This is a genomic window from Pseudacidovorax sp. RU35E (assembly GCF_900156165.1).
GTDB lineage: Bacteria > Pseudomonadota > Gammaproteobacteria > Burkholderiales > Burkholderiaceae_C > Xenophilus.
Map to the genome: position 1 here is coordinate 19,172 of NZ_FTMY01000004.1, position 22,189 is coordinate 41,360.

23 protein-coding genes are annotated in these 22,189 nt (G+C 69.7%); 8 read left to right on the plus strand and 15 right to left on the minus strand.

Features of this window, described 5'->3' with window-relative positions:
- Position 1: 1 nt before the first annotated feature.
- Genes BXA03_RS07835 through BXA03_RS07855 form a run of 5 tightly spaced genes read right to left on the minus strand, consistent with a single transcriptional unit; the run spans position 2 to position 6,431 of the window.
- A complete protein-coding gene (locus tag BXA03_RS07835) occupies positions 2-1,543 on the minus strand; it encodes a sugar ABC transporter ATP-binding protein (RefSeq protein ID WP_076505868.1) in 1,542 nt (513 codons plus the stop codon).
- 4 nt (positions 1,544-1,547) lie between these two features.
- Positions 1,548-2,759 carry a multiple monosaccharide ABC transporter permease gene (gene mmsB, locus BXA03_RS07840; protein WP_076505870.1) on the minus strand — a complete coding sequence of 404 codons (1,212 nt, stop codon included), beginning with the start codon at positions 2,757-2,759 and terminating at the stop codon, positions 1,548-1,550.
- Positions 2,756-4,315, minus strand: a complete 1,560-nt coding sequence (gene mmsA, locus BXA03_RS07845; protein WP_076506701.1) for a multiple monosaccharide ABC transporter ATP-binding protein — start codon at positions 4,313-4,315, stop codon at positions 2,756-2,758. The genes mmsB and mmsA overlap by 4 nt, the downstream gene beginning before the upstream one ends.
- Before the next feature lie 55 nt (positions 4,316-4,370).
- Complete coding sequence (chvE, locus tag BXA03_RS07850) at positions 4,371-5,441, minus strand: multiple monosaccharide ABC transporter substrate-binding protein (RefSeq protein WP_076505872.1); 1,071 nt, start codon at positions 5,439-5,441, stop codon at positions 4,371-4,373.
- A gap of 21 nt (positions 5,442-5,462) precedes the next feature.
- Positions 5,463-6,431, minus strand: coding sequence for an ABC transporter substrate-binding protein (locus BXA03_RS07855; RefSeq protein ID WP_076505874.1), 969 nt, complete (start codon positions 6,429-6,431; stop codon positions 5,463-5,465).
- 185 nt (positions 6,432-6,616) lie between these two features.
- On the opposite strand from BXA03_RS07855, the gene BXA03_RS07860 reads away from it, so the two are divergent.
- Complete coding sequence (locus BXA03_RS07860; protein ID WP_076505876.1) at positions 6,617-7,579, plus strand: LysR family transcriptional regulator; 963 nt, start codon at positions 6,617-6,619, stop codon at positions 7,577-7,579.
- Positions 7,580-7,588: 9 nt separating this feature from the next.
- Here BXA03_RS07860 and BXA03_RS07865 read toward each other — a convergent pair whose 3' ends face one another.
- On the minus strand, positions 7,589-8,383 hold the full coding sequence (locus BXA03_RS07865) for an SDR family NAD(P)-dependent oxidoreductase (protein WP_076505878.1): 795 nt from the start codon (positions 8,381-8,383) through the stop codon (positions 7,589-7,591).
- 111 nt (positions 8,384-8,494) lie between these two features.
- On the opposite strand from BXA03_RS07865, the gene BXA03_RS07870 reads away from it, so the two are divergent.
- The 5 genes from BXA03_RS07870 (at position 8,495) to BXA03_RS07890 (ending at position 13,520) form a co-directional block, all read left to right on the plus strand.
- Positions 8,495-9,430, plus strand: a complete 936-nt coding sequence (locus BXA03_RS07870; protein WP_076505880.1) for an SMP-30/gluconolactonase/LRE family protein — start codon at positions 8,495-8,497, stop codon at positions 9,428-9,430.
- On the plus strand, positions 9,427-10,410 hold the full coding sequence (locus tag BXA03_RS07875; protein ID WP_083715949.1) for an aldose 1-epimerase: 984 nt from the start codon (positions 9,427-9,429) through the stop codon (positions 10,408-10,410). The genes BXA03_RS07870 and BXA03_RS07875 overlap by 4 nt, the downstream gene beginning before the upstream one ends.
- Before the next feature lie 176 nt (positions 10,411-10,586).
- A complete protein-coding gene (locus BXA03_RS07880; protein WP_076505882.1) occupies positions 10,587-10,916 on the plus strand; it encodes a hypothetical protein in 330 nt (109 codons plus the stop codon).
- Between the two features lie 233 nt (positions 10,917-11,149).
- Entirely contained in the window at positions 11,150-11,686 is a 537-nt protein-coding gene (locus tag BXA03_RS26850) for a hypothetical protein (protein WP_076505884.1), read from the plus strand.
- A gap of 79 nt (positions 11,687-11,765) precedes the next feature.
- Positions 11,766-13,520 carry an ion transporter gene (locus tag BXA03_RS07890; RefSeq protein WP_076505885.1) on the plus strand — a complete coding sequence of 585 codons (1,755 nt, stop codon included), beginning with the start codon at positions 11,766-11,768 and terminating at the stop codon, positions 13,518-13,520.
- Here the strand turns inward: BXA03_RS07890 and BXA03_RS07895 are convergent.
- From BXA03_RS07895 to hppD, 4 genes are read right to left on the minus strand one after another with little or no spacing between them, the layout of a single operon-like run.
- Positions 13,517-14,215, minus strand: coding sequence for an SDR family oxidoreductase (locus tag BXA03_RS07895; RefSeq protein WP_076505886.1), 699 nt, complete (start codon positions 14,213-14,215; stop codon positions 13,517-13,519). The genes BXA03_RS07890 and BXA03_RS07895 overlap by 4 nt on opposite strands.
- A gap of 14 nt (positions 14,216-14,229) precedes the next feature.
- Positions 14,230-15,132: a phenylalanine 4-monooxygenase gene (gene phhA, locus BXA03_RS07900; protein WP_076505887.1), complete on the minus strand. Its 903-nt coding sequence runs from the start codon at positions 15,130-15,132 to the stop codon at positions 14,230-14,232.
- A 9-nt stretch (positions 15,133-15,141) separates the two neighbouring features.
- Complete coding sequence (locus BXA03_RS07905) at positions 15,142-15,474, minus strand: 4a-hydroxytetrahydrobiopterin dehydratase (RefSeq protein WP_076505888.1); 333 nt, start codon at positions 15,472-15,474, stop codon at positions 15,142-15,144.
- Complete coding sequence (hppD, locus tag BXA03_RS07910) at positions 15,471-16,580, minus strand: 4-hydroxyphenylpyruvate dioxygenase (protein ID WP_076505889.1); 1,110 nt, start codon at positions 16,578-16,580, stop codon at positions 15,471-15,473. The genes BXA03_RS07905 and hppD overlap by 4 nt, the downstream gene beginning before the upstream one ends.
- Before the next feature lie 363 nt (positions 16,581-16,943).
- Here hppD and BXA03_RS07915 point away from each other — a divergent pair, with 363 nt between their 5' ends.
- The gene (locus BXA03_RS07915) at positions 16,944-17,549 is read left to right on the plus strand and encodes a glutathione S-transferase (RefSeq protein WP_076505890.1); all 606 of its coding nucleotides are present in this window, start codon (positions 16,944-16,946) and stop codon (positions 17,547-17,549) included.
- A gap of 34 nt (positions 17,550-17,583) precedes the next feature.
- On the opposite strand, the gene BXA03_RS07920 is transcribed toward BXA03_RS07915, so the two are convergent.
- Both BXA03_RS07920 and BXA03_RS07925 read right to left on the minus strand, forming a co-directional pair.
- Complete coding sequence (locus tag BXA03_RS07920; protein ID WP_076505891.1) at positions 17,584-17,931, minus strand: DUF3140 domain-containing protein; 348 nt, start codon at positions 17,929-17,931, stop codon at positions 17,584-17,586.
- Between the two features lie 4 nt (positions 17,932-17,935).
- A complete protein-coding gene (locus tag BXA03_RS07925) occupies positions 17,936-18,145 on the minus strand; it encodes a hypervirulence associated TUDOR domain-containing protein (RefSeq protein ID WP_076505892.1) in 210 nt (69 codons plus the stop codon).
- 122 nt (positions 18,146-18,267) lie between these two features.
- Here BXA03_RS07925 and BXA03_RS07930 point away from each other — a divergent pair, with 122 nt between their 5' ends.
- Entirely contained in the window at positions 18,268-18,927 is a 660-nt protein-coding gene (locus tag BXA03_RS07930; RefSeq protein WP_076505893.1) for a DUF1345 domain-containing protein, read from the plus strand.
- 30 nt (positions 18,928-18,957) lie between these two features.
- On the opposite strand, the gene BXA03_RS07935 is transcribed toward BXA03_RS07930, so the two are convergent.
- The 3 genes from BXA03_RS07935 to BXA03_RS07945 are packed head-to-tail and all read right to left on the minus strand — an operon-like array spanning position 18,958 to position 22,154.
- Positions 18,958-20,028: a Bug family tripartite tricarboxylate transporter substrate binding protein gene (locus tag BXA03_RS07935; protein WP_083715950.1), complete on the minus strand. Its 1,071-nt coding sequence runs from the start codon at positions 20,026-20,028 to the stop codon at positions 18,958-18,960.
- The gene (locus BXA03_RS07940; RefSeq protein WP_076505894.1) at positions 19,997-21,508 is read right to left on the minus strand and encodes a sensor histidine kinase; all 1,512 of its coding nucleotides are present in this window, start codon (positions 21,506-21,508) and stop codon (positions 19,997-19,999) included. The genes BXA03_RS07935 and BXA03_RS07940 overlap by 32 nt, the downstream gene beginning before the upstream one ends.
- Positions 21,489-22,154 carry a response regulator gene (locus BXA03_RS07945; RefSeq protein ID WP_076505895.1) on the minus strand — a complete coding sequence of 222 codons (666 nt, stop codon included), beginning with the start codon at positions 22,152-22,154 and terminating at the stop codon, positions 21,489-21,491. Before BXA03_RS07945 ends, BXA03_RS07940 begins: the two co-directional genes overlap by 20 nt.
- Positions 22,155-22,189: the final 35 nt, after the last annotated feature.

Genomic DNA, 22,189 nt, shown 5'->3' on the forward strand with positions numbered 1-22,189 from the left:
GTCAGTGCGCCGGCTCCGCGGCGATGAGTTCGTACACGTCGTCCTCGCTGCTGCCGGCGGGCAGCTCGCCCACTTTCGAGCGGTCGCGCAGCACGACGATGCGGTGGGCCACGCGCACCACCTCGCTGATCTCGGACGAGATGAACAGCACCGCCATGCCCGCCTTCGCAAGCTGGAGGATCTGTTCCATGATTTCCTGCTTGGCGGCCACATCGATGCCGCGTGTGGGTTCGTCCAGGATCAAGAGGCGCGGCGCCGTGGCCAGCCAGCGCGCGATCACGGCCTTCTGCTGGTTGCCGCCGGAGAGCAGGCCGATCGGCGTGTCGATGCTGGCGGTCTTGATGCCCAGCGCAGCGACGTAGTGCTCGGCCATGCGCACCTGCTCGGCATGGGGAATGAAGTGCAGTGCGCCGCGCCGGGCCTGCAGGGCCAGCGCGATGTTCTCGCGCACCGACAGCTCGGCCACGATGCCGTCGGTCTTGCGCTCCTCGGGGCACAGGGCCAGGCCGGCTGCGATGGCCTCGGTGGGGCTGCCGAAGCGCTGCGCCTGACCGTCGATCCACAGCGTGCCGCTGTCGGCCGCCTCCAGCCCGAAGAGCAGCCGGGCCAGCTCGGTGCGGCCCGCACCCAGCAGGCCGGCCAGGCCGACCACCTCGCCGGCGCGCACCTGCAGGTCGATGGGATGCAGCTGCGCCTTCTGGCCCAGGCCCTCGGCCTTGAGCAGCGGCGTCTCACCGACAGCAGCCGCTGGCAACGCGGCCGACTGGCCCTGCGCGGCGGCCAGCTCGCGGCCCACCATGGCCGAGATCAGTGCTGGCGCGGGCAGTGCGGCCGTCGGCCATTCGCCCACGAAGCGGCCGTTGCGCAGCACGGTGATGCGGTCCGACACGGCATACACCTGGTTCATGAAGTGGGTGACGAAGACGATGGCCAGGCCCTCGTCCCGCAGCCGGCGCATCACCTCGAAGAGCTTGCGCACCTCGTCGTCGTCCAGGCTGGAGGTGGGCTCGTCCAGGATCAGCACCCGCGCATCCACCCCCAGCGCCCGGGCGATGGAGACCAGCTGCTGCACCGCCACCGGGTAGCTGGCCAGCAGCCGGGTCACGTCGATGTCCAGCCCCACCCGCGCCAGCAGCGCGCGGGCGCCTTCATTGACCGTCGCCCAGTCGATGCGCCGGCCCTGCAGCAGGCCGCGGCGCGGGTAGCGGCCGGCGAACACGTTCTCGGCCACCGACAGGTTGGGGCAGAGGTTCACCTCCTGGTAGACGGTGCTGATGCCCAGCGCCTGCGCATGCGCGGGCGAGGTCGGCACGATGGGCGCGCCCGCCAGCACCATCCGCCCTTCGTTGGCCGGGAAGACGCCGGTGAGCACCTTGATCAGCGTGGACTTGCCCGCGCCGTTCTGGCCCATCAGCGCATGGATCTCGCCGGGGTACAGCCGCAGCTGCACGTCCTGCAGCACCGGCACGCTGCCGAAGCGCTTGCCGATGCCGCTCAGTTCGAGCACCGGCGCGGCGGTTGGGGAATAGGGGACAGCAGCCATGGCTTCAGCGGTTCTTGTGCCAGACGTCGATGAACACCGCGGCCAGCAGCACCAGCCCCTTGATCACCTGCTGGTAGTCGATGCCGATGCCCATGATCGACATGCCGTTGTTCATCACGCCCATGACGAAGGCGCCGATCACCGCGCCGGTGACCTTGCCCACGCCACCCGAGGCCGAGGCACCGCCGATGAAGCAGGCCGCGATCACGTCCAGCTCGAAACCCAGGCCGGCCTTGGGCGTGGCCGTGTTCAGGCGCGCCGCGAACACCAGGCCGGCCAGCGCCGCCAGCACGCCCATGTTGACGAAGGCATAGAAGCTCAGGCGCCGCGTGTCGATGCCCGACAGCCGTGCCGCCTTCTCGTTGCCGCCGAGGGCGTAGACGCGCCGGCCCAGCACGGTGCGGCGGGTGACGAAGTCGAACAGCACGATCAGCACCGCCATCACCACCAGCACATTGGGCAGGCCGCGGTACGAGGCCATCATCCAGGCGAAGCCGATGAGCAGGCCTGCGAAGACCAGCGTCTTGGCCGCGAAGAAGCCGGCCGGCTCGTCCACGATGCCATGCGCCTGTTGGCGCTGCCGCGATCGCCAGCCGGCGACGGCGAAGACGGCGGCCATGGCCACGCCGATCAGCAGCGAGGTCAGCCGCAGGCCCTGGTTGCCGAAGGCATCGGGGATGAAGCCGGAGCTCAGCCGCTGGAAGCTGTCGGGAAAGGGCCCCACCGACTGCCCCTGCAGCAGTGCCAGTGCCAGGCCCTTGAACACCAGCATGCCCGCCAGCGTGACGATGAAGGAGGGGATGCGCGCATAGGCCACGAACCAGCCCTGCGCCGCGCCGATGAGCGCGCCGCCCACCAGGCATGCCAGCGCGGCGGGGATCACCGGCCAGTCATGGTTGACCATCAGCACCGCCGCCAGCGCGCCGATGAAGCCGCTGACCGAGCCCACCGACAGGTCGATGTGGCCCGCCACGATCACCAGCAGCATGCCCAGCGCCATGATGACGATGTAGCTGTTCTGCAGCACCAGGTTGGTGAGGTTGAGCGGCTGCATCAGCGTGCCGTCGGTCAGCACCTGGAACAGCACCATGATCGCGACCAGGCACACCAGCATGCCGTACTCGCGGAAGTTGTGGCGCAGGAAGGCGGCGGTGGAAGATGCCGGCGCGGCCGCCGGTGCGGCGGCGCGGGCGAGGGAGGCGGCGTTGTCGGTCATGCAAGGGCTTCCGTCGTGGCCACCGGCCCGCGTGCGGCGGCATGGCCGCGCACGATGGCGCCCATGATCCGCTCCTGCGTGGCTTCGGCCGTGGGCATCTCGGCGACGAAGCGGCCTTCGTTCATCACGTAGATGCGGTCGGTGATGCCCAGCAGCTCGGGCATCTCGGAGGAAATGACGATCACGCAGCGGCCCTGGGCCGCCAGCTCGGCGATGAGCGCGTAGATCTCGTACTTGGCGCCGACGTCGATGCCGCGCGTGGGCTCGTCGAGGATCAGCACCCGGGGCTCGGTGAACAGCCACTTGCCCAGCACCACCTTCTGCTGGTTGCCGCCCGAGAGGTTGAGCGTCTTCTGCAGCACGTCGGGCGTGCGGATGCGCATGGCGCGGCGAAAGCGCTCGGCCACGGCCGTGTCCTGCAGCGGGTCGATCACGCCCGCGCGCGACACGCCCTTCAGGTGGGCGAGCGAGGTGTTGAAGCGGATGCTCTCGTCCAGCACCAGGCCGGCGCCCTTGCGGTCCTCGGTCACATAGGCCAGGCCCTGGGCGATGGCCCTGCCCACGGTGCTCACATCGACCTCGCGCCCATCGATGCGCACCTTGCCTGCCACGCGCTGGCCCCAGCTGCGGCCGAACACGCTCATGGCGAACTCGGTGCGCCCGGCGCCCATCAGGCCGGCGATGCCCACCACCTCGCCGCGGCGCACGCTCAGGTTCAGGTCCTGCAGGAAGGGCCGCTCGGGCCGCTGCGGATGGTGCGCATGCCAGCCGCTCACCTCGAAGCCGACGGCGCCGATCTTCGGCGTGCGCGGCGGATAGCGGTCGGCCATGGGGCGGCCGACCATGGCGCGGATGACTTCGTTCTCGTCCACCGGGCCGGCGTCGCAGTCGATCGTCTGCACGCTGCTGCCGTCGCGCAGCACCGTCACGGTGTCGGCCACGCGGGCGATCTCGTTGAGCTTGTGCGAGATGAGGATGCAGGTGATGCCCTGGGCGCGCAGCTCCATCAGGAGGTCGAGGAGGGCGGCGCTGTCGTTCTCGTTGAGGCTGGCGGTGGGCTCGTCCAGGATCAGCAGGCGCACCTGCTTGGCCAGCGCCTTGGCGATCTCCACCAGCTGCTGCTGGCCGATGCCCAGGTCGCCCACCGGCGTCTCGGGCGACATGCGCAGGCCCACCTTGGCCAGCAGCGCGCGGGTGCGGCGGTGCGCCTCGGTCCAGTCGATGACGCCGCCGCGCGCCACCTCGTTGCCCAGGAACAGGTTCTCGGCGATGGAGAGCATGGGCACCAGTGCCAGCTCCTGGTGGATGATGATGATGCCGGCGCGCTCGCTGTCGTGGATGCCGCCGAAGCGCTGCACCTGGCCGTCGTAGACGATGTCGCCCTCGTACTCGCCATGCGGGTAGACGCCGCTCAGCACCTTCATCAGCGTGGACTTGCCCGCGCCGTTCTCGCCCACCAGGGCGTGGATCTTTCCGGCTTCCACGCCCAGCTCCACCCGGTCCAGGGCCACGACCCCGGGAAAGGTCTTGCGGATGTGGCGCATCTCCAGCAGCAAGGTCATGGCAGGGTTGCTGGCGCTTTGCCCCGGGGGCGCAGCGCCGGCCTGGCTGTTACTTGAACTGCGCGGCCTTGTAGTAGCCGCTGCCCACGAGCACCTGTTCCCAGTTGCTCTTGTCCACGCTCACGGGCTTGAGCAGGTACGACGGCACCACCTTGACGCCGTTGTTGTAGGTCTTGGTGTCATTGGCCTGCGGCTGCTTGCCCGAGACCACGGCGTCGACCATGTCGGCCGTGACCTTGGCCAGCTCGCGCGTGTCCTTGAACACGGTGGAGGATTGCTCGCCACGCAGGATCGACTTGACCGAGGGCACCTCGGCGTCCTGCCCGCTCACCACGGGGCAGGGTTGCTGCGCAGTGCAGTAGCCCACGCCCTTGAGCGAGGAGAGGATGCCGATGGACAGCCCGTCGTACGGCGAGAGCACCGCATCGACGCGCGCATTGCCGTAGAAGGCCGACAGCAGGTTGTCCATGCGCGCCTGCGCCACCGCGCCGTCCCAGCGCAGCGTGCCCACCTTGTCCATGCCCATCTGCTTGCTGCGCACCACCAGCTTGCCGCTGTCGATGTAGGGCTTGAGCACGCTCATCGCGCCGTCGTAGAAGAAGAAGGCGTTGTTGTCGTCGGGCGAGCCGCCGAACAGCTCGATGTTGAACGGCCCCTTGCCCTGCTTGAGGCCCAGCTTGTCGACGATGGAGCTGGCCTGCAGCACCCCGACCTGGAAGTTGTCGAAGGTGGCGTAGTAGTCGACGTTCTTGCTGTTGCGGATCAGCCGGTCGTAGGCGATGACCTTGATGCCCCGGTCGGCCGCGTTCTGCAGCGCCTTGCCGAGCGTGGTGCCGTCGATGGAGGCCACCACCAGCACCTTGGCGCCGCGGGTGATCATGTTCTCGATCTGTGCCAGCTGGTTGGGAATGTCGTCCTCGGCGTACTGCAGGTCGGTCTTGTAGCCCCGGTCCTTCAGCACCTTGACCATGTTGTCGCCATCGGCGATCCAGCGCGCCGAGGACTTGGTGGGCATGGCGATGCCGATGAGGCCCTTGTCCTGTGCGTGTGCGAGCGGTGCCAGCAAATTGGTGGCCAATGCTGCGCCGGCCACGATCGTCTTGAGGAAGGTGCGCTTCATGTTGTTGTGCTCCCTCGGCGATCAGTACTTGCGTTTCGGGAATTCAGCGGCGGCGGTCTCCATGGGGAAGATGCCTTCTTCCGTCACGATGCGCTTGGCCACCGGCTTGCCCGCCACGATGTCCTTCACCGCCGTCATCAGCTGCGGCCCCAGCAGGGGCGAGCATTCGACGGACACGTTCAGCTTGCCGGCCATCATGGCCTCGAAGGCGCCCTTGACGGCGTCGACCGAGATGATGGTGATGTCCTTGGCCGGCTTCAGGCCCGCTTCCTCGATGGCCTGGATGGCGCCGATGGCCATGTCGTCGTTGTGCGCGTAGAGCACATTGATGCCGTTCTTGCCCTCGGCCTTCAGGAAGGCTTCCATCACCTCCTTGCCCTTGGCGCGGGTGAAGTCGCCGGTCTGCGAGCGCACGATCTTGAACTTGGGATCGGCCTTGATGATTTCCTCGAAGCCCTTCTTGCGGTCGATGGCCGGGGCCGAGCCCACGGTGCCCTGCAGTTCGACGATGCGCACTTCGCCCTTCTGGTCCTTCATCTTGTCCACCAGCCAGCGGCCGGCCTTGCGGCCTTCCTCGACGAAGTCGGAGCCCATGAAGGTGACGTAGAGCGAGGTGTCCTTGGTGTTGACGGCGCGGTCCGTCAATACCACCGGGATCTTGGCGGCCTTGGCTTCGCGCAGCACGTTGTCCCAGCCGGTCTCGACCACCGGCGAGAAGGCGATCACGTCCACCTTCTGCGCGATGAAGGCACGGATGGCCTTGATCTGGTTCTCCTGCTTCTGCTGCGCGTCGGAGAACTTGAGCTCGATGCCCGCGTCCTTGGCGGCCGACTTGATCGATTCCGTATTGGCGGTACGCCATTCGCTTTCGGCGCCTACCTGGCTGAAGCCGAGCACGATCTTCTTCTGCGCCCAGGCAGCACTGGGCAGGGCCATGGCAAAGGGCAGGCCGGCTGCCAGGGCGACGAGCTGACGACGGGTGGGGCGCATGGTTGTCTCCTGAAGGAATCGATGGTGTTGTGGGCGCCGTGCGGCGCACCCGCACCGCATCGAACGTGTAGGCAGTGTATGGAGCGAAAAAATATCAATCCAATGGTTTTTTGAAGAGAATGGATATCAATCGGAGCATTCGCACAAACCCTCGCCGCCCGCCGGCCCCCCCCGCACACCCCTCGATGAGCAGCCCCTCCACCTCCAACCCGCACTGGTTCCTGCGCGCCCGGCTCAAGACTCGGCAACTGCTGCTGCTCACGGTCCTGGCCGACGAGGGCAACATCCACGCCGCGGCGCGCACGCTCAACATCACGCAGCCCGCTGCCAGCAAGCTGCTCAAGGACCTGGAGGACGTGCTGGAGGTGCCGCTGTTCGAGCGCCTGCCGCGGGGCATGCGGCCGACCTGGTACGGCGAGACCATGATCCGCCACGCCCGCCAGGCGCTGGCCAGCCTCAACCAGGCGCACGAGGAGCTCATGTCGCTCAAGGCCGGCCGCTACGGCCAGGTGGGTGTGGGCGCGATCACCTCGCCCGGGCTCGCGTTGCTGCCGCAGGCGGTGGCGGCCGTGAAGCGCGAGCAGCCCAGCCTGCGCGTGGTGCTGGAGATCGAGACCAGCCCCGTGCTGGTCGACTACCTGCGCCAGGGCCGGCTGGACATCCTGGTGGCGCGCATCTTTGCCGACGACGACAAGTCGAACCTGCGCTACGAGCCGCTGACGGGCGAGCCGGTGTGCGCCGTGGCGCGGCCGGGGCATCCGCTGTCGAGCGCGGCGGGGTTGACGCTGGGCGACGTGGCCACGCGGCCGTGGATCGTGCCGCCCGCGGGCAGCGTGCTGCGGCACCGCTTCGACCTGATGTTCCAGGAGGCCGGCCTGGCCCCGCCCTTCGACGTGGTGGAGACGGCGGCGCTGCTCTTCATCACCCGCATGCTGCAGCAGAGCGACATGCTGTGCGTCATGGCCACCGAGGTGGCGCGCTACTACGCCGGCCACGGCATCCTGAGCATCCTGCCGCTGGACATGCCTTGCCACATGGACGACTTCGGGCTCATCACCCGCACCGACCGGCAGCTGTCCCCCGGCGCCACGCTGCTGATGCAGGCCTTGCGCACGGCCTGCCGGCCGGTCTACGGCCTCAGTCCCTGACGCCTGCCATCAGACCCACCCCGCATCCACCGTGAATTCCTGCGCGGTGCACATGCGCCCCGCGTCGCTGGCCAGGAAGGCCACCATGTGCGCGATGTCCTGCGGCGCCAGCCGGTCGGGCAGGCACTGGTTGCGCGCGAGCTCCTTCTCGCCCTCGGCATCGAGCCACAGCGCGATCTGCCGCTCGGTCATCACCCAGCCGGGCGAGACGGTGTTGATGCGGATGCGGTCCTGCCCCAGCGTGCGGGCCAGGCCGCGCGTCAGGCCGTTCACCGACGACTTGGCGATGGCATAGCAGGGATAGCCACTGCCCTTGCCCTGCCAGCCGGTGGAGCCCAGGTTGACCACCGATCCGCCGCCCAGCCGTCGCATGCCGGGCACCACGGACTGGATCGCGAAGAAGGCCGGCCGCTCGTTGATGGCCATGCGCTCGTCGTAGTACTGCGGCGTCACCGATTCGAGCGTGTGCCGGTCGTCGCTGGCCACGTTGTTGACCAGCACATGGAAGTCGCCCAGCGCCGCGGCCGCGTCGGCGATGGCGGCCTGCAGCGCGGGCACGTCGCGCACGTCGCAGCGCCGCCACCAGGGCGCCGGCAGACCTTCTGCCGCCAGGGACTCGGCCAGCGCCCGGCTGGGGCCTTCCGCGATGTCGACGAAGCCGACCAGCACGCCCTGGCGGGCCAGCTCGCCCACGATGGCGGCGCCGATGCCGCTGCCGCCGCCGGTCACGAAGGCGCGACGGCCGCGCAGGCCCGGATAGCGGGCGGTTCCGGCGTCGCCGGTGCTTGATGATGGGATATTCATTTGTATATCGACTGACGCTAATAAATCATTCAACGATCATCAATATGCCCGGCTAGCATCAGTGGCGTCAAGACGAGACAGACGCGAGACCCGCGTGAAGAGGACCCCCGCATGACTTCCTCCCTCCTGCCACCCACCGGCGGCGCGCCGCTGCAGGCTGGCCCGGTGCACTGCGTGCTCGATGCCCGTGCCCAGTTGGGCGAGGGCCCCCTGTGGTCGCCGCGCCGTCAGGCGCTGTGGTGGGTGGACATCCTCTCGCAGCGCCTCTTCAGCTGGCGCCCGGCCGACGGCGAGGCCCTGTGCTGGCAGTTCGACGAAGAGGTCTCGGCCGTGGCCGAGCGGCGCGACGGCACCGGCCTGATGCTGGCGCTGCGCCGGGGCATGGCCCGCTTCGATCCCGACGCACCGGGCTCGCAGCCGGTCTACCTGCACCGGCCCGAGGGCGAACCGGCCAGCAACCGCTTCAACGATGGCCGCTGCGACCACCACGGGCGCTTCTGGGCCGGCAGCATGGACTTCGACGCCCGCCAGCCCACCGGCCACCTGTACTGCTACGACGAGGCGGGCCCCTGCGAGCGCCTGCTGCTGGGCCTGCGCGTGACCAACGGCCCCGCATGGTCGCTGGACGGACGGCGCATGTACGTCAACGACACCGTGGGCCGGCATGTGCTGGCCTGCGAGGTGGACCCGGCCAGTGGCCCACGTGTGCCGCTGCGGCCCTGGCTGACCTTCCCTGCCGGTGACGGCCATCCCGACGGCATGACGGTCGATGCAGACGGCCGTCTCTGGATCGCGCACTGGGGCGGTGGCTGCATCACTGCCCACGACCCCGACACGGGCCAGGAGCTGGCGCGCATTGCCGTGCCCGCCAGCCAAGTCACCCATTGCACCTTCGGCGGCGAAAACCTGCGCACGCTCTACATCACGACCGCCCGCGTGGGCCTGGACGATGTGGCCCTGCGTGGTGAGCCTTTGGCCGGTGGGCTCTTCGCCGTGCCGATGAACGTGGCCGGCCTGCCGGCCCATGCCTTTGGAGCTTTCGCATGAACGATTCCGAGATCGCCGGCTCGCCGGCACCGTCCTGCGATCGGGATCACGGCGTCGACAGCGTGGTGCCCAGGGCCGACGCCCAGGGCCGTCACTGGCTGCAGCATGCGGGTCAGCGGCTGGCGGTCGTGCCCTTGCGCGGCGGCGCCGTGGCCGCCTGGCAGTGGCTGCCGCCCGAAGGCGCGCCGCTCGACCTGTGGCGCCCCTGGGACGGCAGCGACGACCTCTACCGCCAGGCCTCGTTCGCGATGGTGCCGTGGTCCAACCGCATCGCGCAGGGCGGCTTCATGGCGGCGGGGCGTTTCCATGCCATGGCGCCCAACCGTGCGGGCGAGCCCTATCCGATCCATGGCGAGGGCTGGCTGCAGCCGTGGCAGCTTCGCCAGCCGGCACCGGGCGAGATCGAGATGACGCTGTGGTCCGACGGCTTCGGTGGCAGCCCCTACCGATTCTTCGCGCGGCAGGTGCTGCGGCTGCGCGAGCGGGGGCTGGACCAGTTGGTCGAGGTTCGCCACGAAGGCGACGTGCCGCTGCCGTATGGCCTGGGCCTGCATCCCTGGTTCGTGCGCACGACCGACACCCGCATCCAGGCGAAGGTGGCAGGCGTGTGGCTCAGCGGCAGCGACCCCATTCCCACGGGCCGCAGCACCACGCTGCCCGCAGACTGGAACCTGCCCACCGGCATGCCGGCCCATGGCAGCTTCATCGACAACGCCTTCTTCGGCTGGGACGGTTCGGCGCAGGTGCGCTGGCCCTCGCGCGGGTTGCAGGTGCAGCTGCGCCAGATCGAGCCCGCGGTTCGCGTCGACGGCCACTGTCTCGTCTACCGCCCGCCGCAGGGCGAGGCCTTCTGCCTGGAGCCGATCACCCATCCCATCGATGCCTTCCATCTGCCGGGGCAGGAAGGGCTGCGTCTGCTGGCGCCCGGCAAATCGATGCGCCTGGCGGTCGCCTGGGACCTGCTGCCGGACGCGGCCTGACCGAGGCCGCCGGGCGCGCTGGGCGTCGGCAGGGTCGGCGGTCGGCCCGGCCAAGGGGCCCGGCCGTCGTCCGCTTGTCTGATGCGCTCGGTTGAACTTGGCCGACTCGTCGGCCCGCGCGCGCTGGCTACGCTCGGCCGCGCAAGAAGTCGTCCATCACCCACGTTCCGCTCACCATGACAACCCCAAGCACGCGCCTGCTCGTCGGCTTCGCCGGCACCCTGCTCCTCGCTCCCGTGCTCGCCCTGGCCGATCCGCCACATGGGCGCGGCCACGGCAAGGGCCACGGTCCTGGCCACAAGGAAAGCTACTGGGACGGCCCGTGCAAGATCGAGCGCAAATGGAAGAAGAACGGCGACTTCGACGAGAAGCGCAAATGCAAGGATCACGGGCCGGTCGGCTACGGCCCCGCGCCGGCGCCGGCCTATGTGCCCGTTCCAGTGCCGGTGTATCCCGCCCAGCGTGACCCGGGCGTGGTCATCCAAGGCACCGTCCGACTTCCCTGAGGACGAGGCCGGGCGCGCGGGCCACCCTGGCCCGCCGCCGATGCGAACCATTGCAGGGCGCGGCGCGCGCACATCCGGTGCGCCGCACCGTCGTGGTGAGGCCGCCGGCCGCGGTCTGCGTCACATTCATTGAGCAGGTCCGGCCGCGCTGGGGTTGTCGTCCCAGCTTGTCGATGGCGGGCTTTGGCGTGCGCGTTGCTCCCTGAGCAGCGCCCCCACAAGCCCGCGCGCCCGTGCCGAACGAAGAAGCATCCACTGCCCCCTTCACCGCCCATGCAGGCGACCTGGTGTTCTTCGCCTTCGCGCTGTGCGCGCTGATGGCCCTGGGGTTGGCCGTCCAGCGCACCTGGACAGTGGCCACCGCCACGGAGCACAGCAAGACCAACGCAGAGCGCCTGGGCCACTGGCTGCAGCAGGCCGTGCAAGGCGACGACGGGGTCTGCCCGGAGCTGACCGATCGCGGCATGCCCGTGCGTTGGGAAGGCTGCCTGCGCACGATCACCGCACCCGAGGGCCCGCTCGCGGCGATGCGCAATCCGTTCAGCGGCCATGCGCCCGAAATCGTCGACCGCTGCCGCCCTGGCAGCACCGGGACCTTCGGGCAACTGATGCTGGAGGCGCATGCCGGCCCCGCTGCCACCGACCCGGGCCGCGTCGCGGCGGCTCCGGCGCCGGGCGAGGCGCCGCCGGCCGCCTGGACACTGAAGCTTCAGGTGTGTGACGGCGCCGGCTATCCGATTCCGGTGCAGGAACTGGCGATGCGGCCATGAGTGGCGCCATGAGTCACGCGACGAATCACGCAATGAATCACGCCGACGGCCTGCCGCCGGCAGACCGCTGCCGGCGCCCATGACCGAGCATCCGTCCGCCGAGCCGATGCCGCGCTCCTACCGCCATGCCGGGCGGGGCGCCGTGCCCGCCCTTATCGGAGAGCGCGCCCGACGCGAAGCCGATGCACTCCATCCGCGGCAATCGCTGCGCCGATGGTTGTGGGCCTGGCTGCTCGATCCGACCAACGGCCGCAACGTCCAGCGCGGCTTCGACCGCATGGTGGCCTGGATGATCGGCGCCAACCTGGTCGTGGCGGTCCTGGAGTTCGGCCGGGTGCTGCCGGAGACCGCGGCGCCCTGGCTCCATCATTTCGACCTGGCCTCGCTCGTGGTGTTCACGCTCGAATACGCCTTGCGGCTCTACACGGCGCCGGAGGACCCACAGTTCGCCGCCGCGCGCCGGCCCCGGCTGGCCTTCGCCCGCAATCCCTATGCGGTGCTCGACCTGGTCGCGATCCTGCCCAGCCTGCTGCATGCGTTCATGCCCATCGACCTGCGTGCGCTGCGGGTGTTCCGCCTGCTGCGCACGCTCAAGCTGTTCCGCTTCCTCGTGCCGGCCTTTGCCGAGTTCCGCCAGCTGAACCAGGGCCGCAGCCTGCGGCAGAAGGCGCATGCGCTGGTCTTCGCCAGTCCGTACGGCGGGCGGCTGCACGGCCATTTCGACTTTGTGATCGCGGGCTGCGTCCTGCTGTCGGTGATCGCGGTCATCCTCGAGTCCGTGCAGTGGGTCGAGTACCGGTTCCATCTGGAGCTGGTGGCCCTGGACATCGCGGTGGTGTCGGTCTTCACGCTGGAGCTGTGCCTGCGCCTGTATGGCTGCGTCGAGGAGCCGGGCTTCGAGCGGCCGCTGGTGGGGCGGCTGCGGCAGGCGCGCAGCCCGGGCATGGTGATCGACGTGCTGGCGATCCTGCCCTTCTTCCTGGAGGCCTTCTTCCACTACGTGCTGGACCTGCGCTTCCTGCGGATCTTCCGCCTGCTGCGCCTGCTCAAGCTCACGCGCTACACCGATGCCACGCGGACGCTCGCCAAGGTGATCGGGCGGGAATGGCCGGTGATGGCTGCCGCCGCCTTCATCATGCTGCTGCTCGTGGTGCTGACCGCCAGCCTGGGCTATGTGTTCGAACACGACGCGCAGCCCGACAAGTTCGAGAACATCCCGCAGTCGATCTACTGGGCCGTGATCACGCTGGCCTCGGTCGGCTATGGCGACATCACGCCGGTCACGCCGGCGGGCCGGGCGGTGACCATCGTGCTGGCGCTGATCGGCATCGGCATCTTCGCCATCCCGGCGGCGCTCCTGTCCTCGGCCTTCTCGGACCAGCTGCACAAGGAGCGGGACGCGCTGCGGCAGGAGCTGTTCGACATGCTGGCCGACGGCGTGCTCTCGGAGGAAGAAGCCGAGATCGTCAACCGCGAGGCACGCCGGCTGCACCTGTCCGCCGAGGACGTGGACGTGCTCATGCAGGAGGCCAAGCGTGCACGGGAGATGGCGGCCGACCTGTCGAAGCTGCCGCTGCACATCATTGCGGCCGATCCGGCGCATGCCATCGAGCATTTCAAGTCGCTGGTCTGCGACATCCGCAAGCTGGGCCTGATGACCGACCGTGCGCAGTTCGTTGACACGGCCCGCGCGGCCGGCCGCCTCACGGACGAGGAATGGCGTGCCTGGGTGTGCATCTGCGGCGCTGCGGGCCTGCCGGAGTCGCCCGACGCGGCCGCTGGCGCCGGGCGGCCATTCGTGGGCGGTGCTGCCGCCGGGCCGCGGCCGGCCTAGACCCGTCCGCTGACCGGAATCGCCGCGCCGTGGATCGCGCGCGCCGCATCGGACGCCAGAAACGCGATCACCTCCGCCAGGGCCTGGGGCGTCACCCATCGGCCGAAGTCGGCCTCGGGCATGGACTGCCGGTTGTCCGGCGTGTCGATGATCGAGGGCAGCACGCAGTTGACCCGGATGCGCTGGTCCTTCAGCTCGGCCGACATCGATTCGGTCAGGCGGATCAGCGCGCTCTTGGACGCGCTGTAGGCGCCCATCTGCGCACCACCGCGCGCGGCGGCGCCGGCGCCCACCGTCACGATCTGGCCGCCGCCCTGCGCGAGCAGCAGCGGCACGGTGGCCGCGGCCACATGCAGCAGCGAGCGGGCGTTGAGGTCCATCAGGAAGTCCCAGGTCGCGGCGCTGGTCTCGTGCACCGCCTCGCCCATGCGGAAGCCGCCGGCGATGTGGCAGACCGTGTGCAGGCCGCCCATCTGTGCGGCGGCCTCGCCGATGCGCTGCACGACCTGTTCGCGGTCGGCGAGGTCGACCATCACATGGCGCAGGTCTTGGCCATCGGGCAGCTCACCGCGCTGGCGGTCCAGCAGGATGAGCCGCGCGCCCTGGTCGAGGAAGGCCTGCGCGACGGCGCGGCCCAGCTGGCCGGACGCACCGGTGATCAGCACGGTCTTCCGGGTGGGGGAGGGGGTCGTCATGGACTGGCGTTCTTTCAGGCCGTGGCCGGGTTGCGGCGCGTCGCGTGATAGTGGCCGCTGCCACGGGTGAGCACCGTGTCGCCGGGCCGCACGTCGCCCGGCTGATGCTCCGCCGCACCGGCCAGGCGCTGGTAAAGGGGCGCGAAGTCGATGCGGGCCAGCTCCAGCAGCTCGTCCAGGTGGCCCAGCACGAAGTATGTTTCCTGGAAGTCGTCGATGCGGTAGTGCGTCTGCATCACGCGCGCCAGCTCGAAGCGGACGCGGTTGGGCGAATCGGACTCGACCGCGAAGCGCGTCTCGCTGAACGATGACGCGATGCCCGCGCCGTAGATGCGCAGGCCGTCGCTCTGCTGCACCAGGCCGAACTCCACCGTGTACCAGTACACCCGGGCCAGCTTCTCCAGCATGCCCAGGCGGTTGGCCTTGAGGCCACCTTCGCCGTAGGCCTGGATGTAGTCGGCGATCACCGGGTTCATCAGCATCGGCACATGACCGAACACGTCATGGAAGACGTCGGGCTCTTCCAGGTAGTCCAGCTCGTGCGGCTTGCGGATGAACTGGCCGGCCGGAAAGCGGCGGTTGGCCAGGTGCTCGAAGAACACGTCGTCGGGCACCAGGCCCGGCACGGCCACCACCTCCCAGCCGGTGCGCTGGCGCAGCACCTTGGACATCTGTTCGAAGTCCGGAATCTGCTCGGGGCCGATGGGCAGGTCCTGCATGCCGCGGATGAATTCGTCGCAGGCCCGGCCGGGCAGCAGCCGGCTCTGGCGCTCGAAGAGCGTGCGCCACACGCCGTGCTCCTCGGCGGTGTAGCGGCCCCAGTCCTGGTCGATGGTCCAGTCGGGTCGCGCGGGGGCGTGTTCGCTCCCCGCCGCCAGGCCATGCTTGGCCGGCGCGGTGTCGGAGGTCTGCAGCATGGAAAGCTCCTAGGTGGAGGCGGGGGCGCGGGCGCCGAGGGCAGTGGCCAGCCGGTCCATCAAACCGGCCATCTCGATGTCTTTGGCCGACAGGCCGTTGGCATCGTGCGTGGTCAGGGTGACCTGCACGCGGTTGTAGACGTTGAACCACTCGGGATGGTGGTTCATGCGCTCTGCATGGAGGGCGACCTGGGCCATGAAGCCAAAGGCGGTCACGAAGTCGGCGAACACGAATTCGGCCGTGATCAGGCCGCCGCGCTCCGGCGAATGCCGCCAGTGCGGCAAGGCCTTGAGCGGTGCGGCCAGGGCCTCGCCGTCGAGCCGGGCAGGTGCCGTGCTCACGCGGCTTCCTTCTCGGCGGCCTTGTCGTCCACCTTGAGCACGCCGCGGTTGATCTGGTCACGCTCCAGAGACTCGAACAGGGCCTTGAAGTTGCCCTCGCCGAAGCCTTCGCGGTAGTCGCCCTTGCGCTCGATGAATTCGAAGAAGACCGGGCCCAGCGTGGGCTCCGAGAAGATCTGCAGCAAGAGGCGCGGCTGGCCGCCTTCGGTGGTGCCGTCCAGCAGGATGCCGCGGGCCTGCAGCTCGCCCACGGCTTGGCCGTGGCCGGGCAGGCGCTTGTCCAGGTTCTGGTAGTAGATGTCGTTGGGCGCCGTGAGCAGCGGCACGCCGGCCATCTGCAGCCGGTCGATGGACTCGAGCAGGTTGTCCGTCAGCAGGGCAATGTGCTGGATGCCCTCGCCGTTGAACTGCATCAGGAACTCCTCGATCTGGCCGCCGCCCTGGCGCGATTCCTCGTTCAGCGGAATGCGCACCAGACCGTCGGGCGCGGTCATGGCCTTGGAGGTCAGGCCGGTGTACTCGCCGCTGATGTCGAAGTAGCGGATCTCGCGGAAGTTGAAGAGCTTGCTGTAGAAGTCGGCCCAGTAGCTCATGCGGCCGCGGTAGACGTTGTGCGTCAGGTGGTCCACCACCTGGAATCCGTGGCCCTGCGGGTGGCGCTCGACGCCGGGCAGGAACTCGAAGTCGATGTCGTAGATGGACTTGCCGTCTTCATAACGATCGATCAGGTACAGCGGCGCGCCGCCGATGCCCTTGATGGCCGGCAGGCGCAGTTCCATGGGACCGGTGGCGATCTCGACGGGCTGGGCACCCAACTCCAGGGCGCGCTGGTACGCGTGGTGCGAGTCCTTCACGCGGAAGGCAAGGCCGCAGGCCGAGGGACCGTGCTCGGCGGCGAAGTAGGCGGCCGGGCTGCGCGGCTCGCGGTTGACGATGAAGTTGATGCCGCCCTGGCGATAGAGCAGCACGTCCTTGGAACGGTGCTTGGCGACCAGCGTGAAGCCCATCTTCTCGAACAGGGGCTCCAGGACATTCGGCGTGGGAGAAGCGAATTCGACGAATTCGAAGCCGCACAGGCCCATGGGGTTGTCGAAGAGGTCGGACATCGTTGGCTCCAGGTGTTGGGGGTGAAAAACGTGCCTCTACTGTAGGCAAAGCGGTGCGCACATATCCTGCAATTTCCAACACGCTTTGGCGTTGGATCAACGATTTCCTGTGTCAACGATGCTAGGCGTGCCGGTTGAAGGCGAAAAATGGCTGCAACGTGCAGGGTCGATGCTTGGCCTAGGGTGGCTGTTTCTCCAGGTTGCCCCACTTCCTGAGGTCCAGCCCCGGCCGACGCCGCACCGGCATCTCGCGGGCGCACATGCGCCGCTATGCTGCGCGCGACATCACGCCTGCCCAGCGCTCGCCCTCGTGCGACCGGTGGCCCCCTCCAACCCGACGTCCCCTGACACGGAGTCCTCTGCATGAAGATCCTGTTCTCACCCTTCTCCCCTTACGTGCGCAAATGCCTCGTCACGGCGCATGAGCTGGGCATGGACGGAAAGATCGCGCTGTTGCCGTCCAGCGCACACCCCATCCAGCGCGATGCGGCCATCATTGGCCACAACCCGCTGGGCAAGGTGCCGACCTTCTTCACCGACGATGGCCAGGTGCTCTACGACAGCCGCGTCATCTGCGAATACCTCGACGTGCAGGCGGGCGGGCGGCTGATTCCGGCGGCGGGCCCCGCGCGTTGGGCCACGCTCACCCTGCAGTCGCTGGGCGACGGCATGCTCGATGCGGCGCTGCTCGCGCGCTACGAGGACACGGCCCGCCCCGAAGCCATCCGGTGGCCGCAATGGCGCGCCGGCCAGCTGGACAAGATCGAGACCTCGCTCACCCATCTGGATGCCGAACCGCAGCTACTCGCCGGTCGCGTCGACCTCGGCACGCTGGCCGTGGGCTGCGCGCTCTGGTATCTGGATCTGCGTTTTCCCGACCTGGCTTGGCGGGAACGCCATGCGCCCACCGCCGCCTGGTACGAGGACTTCCGTCAGCGGCCCAGCATGGCGGCGAGCTGGGCGCTCTGACCGAAGGAAGCCGCGCCGACGGCGGGCTGGCCGGTCAGCGACCCACCGGGTCGTGGCCCCAGTTCATCAGCGAATAGCGCCAGGGCGTGTCGCGGACCGCGCCGCTGGGGCGCTGCGCCAGGTGCCGCTTCACATAGCCCACGACCTTGCGCATGTGGGCCAGGTCGCCCTGCGTCAGGTCCTCCATCTTCTTCCTGAGCAGCCGCACGATCCGCCGGCCGGAACGGTGGCCGACCGATTCGCCGCCGCTGCTGCCCTTGAATCCGACGGTCTTCGAGTCCTCCGTCTCTAGCCACCGTTCGAGCCGGGCGGGTGTCATGTTCACCACGTCCTTGAAGTCGCTCAGCGTCTGGCTGGCGCTGTGTTCCTGTGCCTGCGTCATGACCTCAGGCCTTCTTCAATGCGTCGGCATGGTGGATCGCCTTCTTGCCGGTCTTGCTGCTCTCGACCTCGTACTGAGGATGGGCAGGAGAGGCCTTGGCCTCGTGGCCCTGCACATGGGCCGTATGGGTGACCTTGCGTGTCACCTTGCCGGTGGTCTCGCCCTGGGACGTTTCCCACTTCACCTTGTCGCCGGTCTTGATCGACGTCGTCATCGCGCGTGCTCCTTTGATCGAGAAGGCAAGCTAGCAGCGGATCTGCGCACCGGTGTAGGTCGCCACGCCGATCGTTCCGCGGGTCAGATGGGCGCCAGCCGGCTGCCGCTAGAGTCGCCGGCATGAAACGGCATTTGCGACATGTGGGGGGCTCGCAGCGCCTGGGCTACGGGGCCCTGGCCGGCCTGGCCGTGGCGGGGCTCTGCCTGGGTGGCGGAATGGCCGCGCGGCCGGCCGGCCTGCTTGGCTGGTGTGCCGCCGTTGCCGCCTACCTGGGCTGGGCCTGCTGGCAGGCGCGCATCTTCGACGCGGCCCAGGTCAAGGCCCGGGCGCGCTCGCTCGACCCGCCGGGGCCGATCATCCTGGCCATCGTCTCGGCCGCCATCGTCAGCAGCGTGATCGCCATCGGCCTGTTGCTGCAGCAGGTCAAGCAGCTCGGCGGCGTGGAACGCGGCGCGCACATCGTGCTGGGCATGGTGGCGCTGGCGGGTTCGTGGCTCATGATCCACACCGTCTACGCCTTCCACTATGCCCACCGTTACTACCGCGAGGATGGCACGCCGGACGAGGGCGGGCTGGATTTCCCGGGCAAGGAAGAGCCCGACTACGCCGACTTCATGTACTACGCCTTCGTGGTCGGCATGACCTCGCAGGTGTCGGACGTGCAGGTCACCACGCGCCAGATGCGGCGGCTGACGCTGCTGCACAGCGTGCTTTCCTTCGGCTTCAACATGGTGGTGCTGGCGCTGTCCATCAATGTGGCGGCGGGGGTCATCCAGTAGGGCCTGCGTGGGGCTCGCCCTCACTCGGCGCTAGCTGCCGGGGCGGCCCCAGCGCCGCAGACCCAGTTCCGCGGCCAGCGCCTGGTACTTGTCGATCTCGTCGGCCACGTAGCGGTCGAGCGCCGGACCGGTCAGCGCGAAGGGGTACAGCGCATGGCGGGCCAGCAGCTGCGCGTAGCCCGGCGCCTTGGTCGCCTCATCGAAGGCCACCGTCCAGGCCTGCAGCGCCGGCTCGGGCACATCGGCGCTGACGTACAGGCCCCGCACCGTGGGCCAGACGATGTCGATGCCCTGCTCGCGCGCGGTGGGCACGCCCTGCAGCACGCCGCCCAGGCGCTGGGCCGAGAAGACCGCCAGGAAGCGCAGGGCGGCGCCCGCGTCCACGGCCTGCGCGGCCTCGGCCGCATCGCCGCAGAACACGTCCACATGCCGGCCCTGCAGGGCGTTGAGCGCGTCGCCACCGCCCTCGAAGGCCACGAAGCGCATGCGCCGGTGGTCGCCGCCGCTGGCGCGCACCAGCAGCGCGGCCTTGACCCAGTCCTGGCTGCCGACGGTGCCGCCCGCGCCGAAGGCGATGCGGGCCGGGTTGGCGCGCAGCGCCTGCACCAGGTCCTGCAGCCGGCGGTAGGGCGAGTCGCGGTGGACGGCGATCACTCCGTAGTCGGCACCGAGCAGCGCCAGCCAGCGCACGGCCGACACCGGATGCGGACCGAAGCGGCCCTGCGCGATGTTGAGCAGCGAGCCGCCGGAAAACGCCACCAGCGTGCCCGCCCCGCCCAGGCGGCCGGTGGCCACCTGGTCGAAGGCGACGGCGCCGATGCCGCCGGGCAGGAAGCGCTGGCCCAGCGGCGCGCGCTGCGGCCGCACCGCCTGCAGCGCATCGCGCGCCAACGCGCAGGTGAGGGCGAAGCCACCGCCGGCCTTCGCCGGGATGACGCAGTCGGCCGGCAGGCGGCTGGGATCGGCCGGGCTCGCCGTGGTGTCCGCCGGTGTCGCGGCCAGGGCCGGTCGCCACGGTGCGGCCGGCAGCGCCAGGGTCGCCGCGGCGCCGAGGATCAGCCGGCGGCGCTCAGCCCGGGGCGGCAGTGGCGGACGTGTCATGCGGGTCTCCTGTCGTTCTCGTGGCCTCGGCACGGCGGTCGCGCGGCCACCGGATCTCGGCGTGCAGACCCGGCAGGCTGCCGCGGTCCATCAGCCAGAGGTCGCCCCCGTGCCGCTGGGCGACGGAGCGCGCAATGGCCAGGCCGAGCCCGAAGCCGCCGGGCCGCGCGCCGCTTCCGCGCTGGAAGCGATGGCCCAGCCGTGCACGGTCTTCTTCGCCGAGGCCGGGTCCATCGTCCTCGACGGCCAGGTACCAGCCCTGCTCGTCGCTGCCCGACAGCAGCGTGACCGTGCCGCCCTCGGGCACGTAGGCGATGGCGTTGGCGACCAGGTTGGCGAAGGCCTCGCGCAGCAGGTGGCGGTCGCCGATGGCCCGCGCGGCGCCTTCCTCGGGCTGGATGCCCAGGTCGATGCGCTTGCGGCGGGCGGCGGGCAGCCATTGCAGCGCCACCTCGCGTAGCAGCTCGTCGGCGCCGAAGGCGGCAGACTCGACCGACACCGTGTCGCTGCGGCCCAGCGCCAGCAGCTGCTGGGCGCTGCGCGTGGCGCTGGCGATCTCCGCCTCCAGGGCGGCCAGCGCGTCCTGTACCTTGGCCGCGTCCTGCTCGCGCCGCGCGTAGTCCACCTGCATCTGCAGCGTGGTCAGGTGGGTGCGCAGCTGGTGCGATGCGTCGTCCAGGAACTGGCGCTGCAGCGCCACCAGCTCCTGCGTGCGCGCCATGTGGCGGTTGACGGCGGCCACCAGCGGGCGGATCTCGGCCGGCAGGTTCTCCTGCGAGATGCGGTTCAGGTCCTCGGGCGCGCGCTCCTCCACCTCCTGCGCCAGGCGCGACAGCGGACGCAACGCGGCAAGCAGGGCGGCGGTGGTGCCGCCCAGCAGCAGCAGGAGCACCAGCAGGTCGCGCAGGGCCGCACTGCGCACGAAGCGGGCGCTGAAGGTCTGGCGCGAGCGCGTGCTTTCCCCCACCTGGATCATCACGCTGCGCGCGGTGCTGCCGGCCGGCGCATGGTCCAGCGCGCGCTGATAGGCCGCCAGCCGCACCGGCTCGCCGAAATAGCTGGCGTCGTAGAACACCGGCACGCCCATGGGCGGCGGCGTGGGCGGCGGCGGAAAGTCGGCGCTGCCCAGCTCCACCAGCCCGTCCGAGGTGGCCACGCGAAAGAACACTTGGCCGCTGGCCGTCAGCTCGAAGAACTCGAGCAGGGTGAAGGGCATCTCCAGCGACAGGCCGCCCGAGGCGGTGGAGATGTTGGCGTCGATGGACTTGAGGGCGCCGAGCAGCGAGCGGTCGTAGGCGGCGTTGGCGGACTCCAGCGCGTCGTGCCGCGTCATCCAGAGCTCCAGCGTGGTGACGGCCGCCAGTCCCGGCAGCAGCAGCAGCGCGAGCCGCTGCCAGAGGCTGCTGCGCCGCAGCCAGCGCGCGATGCGCGTGCGTGGCCCGCCCGTGGTGGGAGAAGGCTCAGTCCGGCTCGAGCACATAGCCCAGCCCGCGCAGGGTGACGATGCGCGCGCCGCTGCCCTCCAGGCGCTTGCGCAGGCGGTACACGAGCACCTCCACGGCCTCGGGGTGCACGTCGTCCTGGTCCGAGAACACGCGGTCGATGATCTGCTGCTTGGACAGCGGCTCGCCCGTGCGCTGCGCCAGCACCCGCAGCACGGCCGACTCGCGCGGCGACAGGGCCAGCACCTCGCCATGCAGCGTGAACTGCCGGCGCGTGCCGTCGTACACCAGCGGGCCGCAGGCCAGGCGCGGATGCTCCACGCCGCGCGCGCGCCGCACCAGCGCATGCAGCCGCGCCTCCAGCTCGGCGAGGGCGAAGGGCTTGGCGAGGAAGTCGTCGGCGCCGGCGTTGAGCGCCGCCACCTTCTCGTCGACCGAATCGCGGGCGGTGAGGATGAGCGCCGGGATGCGCTGGTCGCGCTCGCGCAGGCGCTGCAGCACGCGATGGCCGTCCAGGCCCGGCAGGCCCAGGTCGAGCACCACGGCGTCATGGTCGCGCTGCTGCAGGGCGCGGTCGGCCAGGCGGCCGTCGTCCACCCATTCGACCTGGATGCCCGAATGCTCCAGCGCCCGGCACAGCCAGGTGCCGAGGGTGTGTTCGTCTTCCGCCAGGAGGATGCGCATGGGGGCCGATGCTAGCCGCGGCCCGGGCCGCGGCG